Consider the following 2,904-nt stretch of genomic DNA (forward strand, 5'->3'; position numbering starts at 1 on the left):
GCTGCTCGACGGCGGCGCGGCCGAGCTCGCCGGTCTCCCGGAGCGGCGCTCGTGAGCGGGCTCACCGGCGCCCGTGTCCTGATCCCGCGCGGCGGTGCGTGGGGCGCACGCGTGCGCGACGCGCTCGTGGCGCGGGGTGCGGATGCCGTCGTGGCACCGCTCATCGTCTCGCTGCCGCCGCGCGACCTCGCCGCCCGCGACGCCGCGTTCGCTCGGCTCGCGGCGGGGGAATACGCGTGGCTCTTCGTCACGAGCGCCGCCACCGTCGAACAGCTCACGAACGCCGGCGTCGACGTGCCCGAGAGCACACGCATCGCGGTCGTGGGAGCGGCGACCGCCCGCGCCGTCGCCGCGGCGGGATGGCCGATCGCGTTCATGCCCGAGGGGGTCTCGTCGGGCGCGAACCTCGTCGCGCAGTGGTGCGTGCGGCACACGCCCGGGCGCACCGGGCGCTGCCTCGTGCTGCGCTCCGACCTCGCGCAGCCCGTCGTGAGCGACGAGCTGGAGCTGCAGGGCCACGCCGTCGACGTGGGCATCGCCTACCGCACCGTCGGCGTCGACCTCGACCCGGCCGTCGCCGACGACCTCGGCGCCGGCCGCATCGACGCGGTCCTCCTCACCTCGTTGAGCGTGGGCCGCGAGCTCAAGCGCCAGGTCCAGCTCCCCGAGCGCGTCGTGGTCGCCTCGATCGGCCCGGGGACGACGCGGGATGCCGCACGCATCGGCATCCCGGTCTCGCTCACCTCGCCCGTGCAGACCGTCGACGCGCTCATCGCCGAGCTCGACGCCCACCTCGCCGGCCGCGACCCGCGGCCGCACCGCAACGGAGGACCCTCGTGACCGCCTTCCCCGAGCGCCGCATGCGGCGCGGACGCCGCTCGCCCGCGATGCGCCGGCTGAGCGCGCAGCACGCCCTCGTCCCCGCCCAGCTCGTGCTGCCGCTGTTCGTGCGCGAGGGGATCGACGCCCCGCGGCCCATCGCGACGATGCCCGGCGTCCTCCAGCACACGCTCGACTCGCTGCCCCAGGCGGTCGACGCGGCGGCGGGTGCGGGCCTCGCCGGGGTCATGCTCTTCGGCGTCCCCGCGGTGCGCGACGCCAGGGGATCCGGCGCGACCGATCCGGACGGCATCCTGAACCGCGCCATCCGGGTCGCGCACGAGACCGCGCAGGGCCGGTTGACGGTGCAGAGCGACCTGTGCCTCGACGAGTTCACCGACCACGGGCACTGCGGCGTCCTCGCGGCCGACGGCGCCGTCGACAACGACGCGACGCTCGAGGTCTACGCGCGCATGGCCGTCGCGCAGGCCGAGGCCGGCGCCGACGTGCTCGGGCTGTCCGGCATGATGGACGGCCAGGTCGCGGCGTGCCGCGCGGCGCTGGACGAGGCGGGGTGGCCCGACGTCAGCATCCTCGCCTACTCGGCGAAGTACGCGTCGGCGTTCTACGGTCCGTTCCGGGATGCCGTCGAGTCCACGCTCAGCGGCGACCGCCGCACCTACCAGCTCGACCCCGCCAACGGGCGTGAGGGCGTCGAGGAGGCCATGCTCGACATCCGCGAGGGCGCCGACGTCGTGATGGTCAAGCCCGCGGGGCCCTACCTCGACGTGCTCGCGCGCGTGGCCGAGGTCTCGCCCATCCCGGTGTGGGCGTACCAGGTGTCGGGGGAGTACGCCATGATCGAGACCGCGGCCGCGGCCGGGCTCATCGACCGCGACCGCGCGATCGGCGAGTCGCTCCTCGGCATCCGCCGGGCCGGCGCCGACGTCATCCTCACGTACTGGGCCCTCGAGGTCGCGCACTGGATCCACGAGGGAAGGACCCTGTCATGACCGAGGTCGCCGACCAGCTGTTCGAAGCCGCCAAGGCGGTGATCCCCGGCGGCGTCAACTCGCCGGTGCGCGCCTACGGGTCGGTGCACGGCACCCCGCGGTTCTTCGTCGCGGCATCCGGACCCTACGTCACCGACGCCGACGGTCGCGAGTACGTCGACCTCGTCGCCAGCTGGGGGCCGGCCCTCCTCGGCCACGCGCACCCCGCCGTGGTCGACGCGGTGGTCGAGGCCGCCCGCGCCGGGCTGTCGTTCGGGGCGCCGACGCCGGGCGAGACCGAGCTCGCCGCGCTCATCCGCGAGCGCGTGCCGGCCGCCGAGAAGGTGCGGCTCGTCTCCACCGGCACCGAGGCGACGATGACGGCGATCCGCCTCGCGCGCGGGTTCACCGGCCGCGACCTCGTCGTGAAGTTCGCCGGCCACTACCACGGGCACTCCGACGGGCTGCTGGCCCAGGCGGGGTCCGGCCTCGCGACCTTCGCCCTGCCCGGATCGGCGGGCGTGCCGGCGGCGATCGCGGCGCAGACCCTCGTGCTGCCCTACAACGACCCCGAGGCGATCGCCGCGGCCTTCGCCGCGCACCCCGACCGCATCGCCGCGGTCATCACCGAGGCCGCCGCCGCCAACATGGGCGTCGTGCCGCCCGCACCGGGCTTCACGACCTTCCTCGCCGAGCAGTGCCGGCGCCACGGCGCGCTCCTCATCAGCGACGAGGTGCTCACCGGCTTCCGCGCGGGCCCGGCCGGCTACGGCGGTGTGCTGCACGAGGCGGGCGAGCACGTCGTCCCCGACCTCGTCACGTTCGGCAAGGTGATCGGCGGCGGGCTGCCCGTCGCGGCCGTCGCCGGCCGCGCCGAGGTCATGGACCGCCTCGCGCCGCTCGGCCCGGTCTACCAGGCCGGCACGCTGTCGGGGAACCCCGTGGCCGTCGCCGCGGGCCTCGCGACGCTGCGGCACGCGGATGCCGCGGTGTACCGGCGGCTGGACGAGGCATCCGTCGCCGTCCGCACCGCCGTGGGCGAGGCACTCGCCGCCGCGGGCGTGCCGCACGTCGTCCAGACCGCGGGGACGCT

General features: G+C 75.9%; 3 protein-coding genes. All 3 read left to right on the top strand.

All coding sequences use genetic code 11. From position 1 onward, the window contains the following. Window positions 1-51: 51 nt before the first annotated feature. Entirely contained in the window at window positions 52-840 is a 789-nt protein-coding gene (locus WML84_RS14420; protein WP_347346831.1) for a uroporphyrinogen-III synthase, read from the top strand. Next, complete coding sequence (hemB, locus tag WML84_RS14425; RefSeq protein WP_347346832.1) at window positions 837-1,832, top strand: porphobilinogen synthase; 996 nt, start codon at window positions 837-839, stop codon at window positions 1,830-1,832. Before WML84_RS14420 ends, hemB begins: the two co-directional genes overlap by 4 nt. Continuing rightward, window positions 1,829-2,904 (top strand): glutamate-1-semialdehyde 2,1-aminomutase (locus tag WML84_RS14430; RefSeq protein ID WP_347346833.1); only part of this gene is annotated, 1,076 nt, incomplete at its 3' end. The genes hemB and WML84_RS14430, both read left to right, overlap by 4 nt.

Source organism: Microbacterium sp. (assembly GCF_039812165.1).
In the GTDB taxonomy this organism is placed as follows: Bacteria; Actinomycetota; Actinomycetes; order Actinomycetales; family Microbacteriaceae; genus Microbacterium.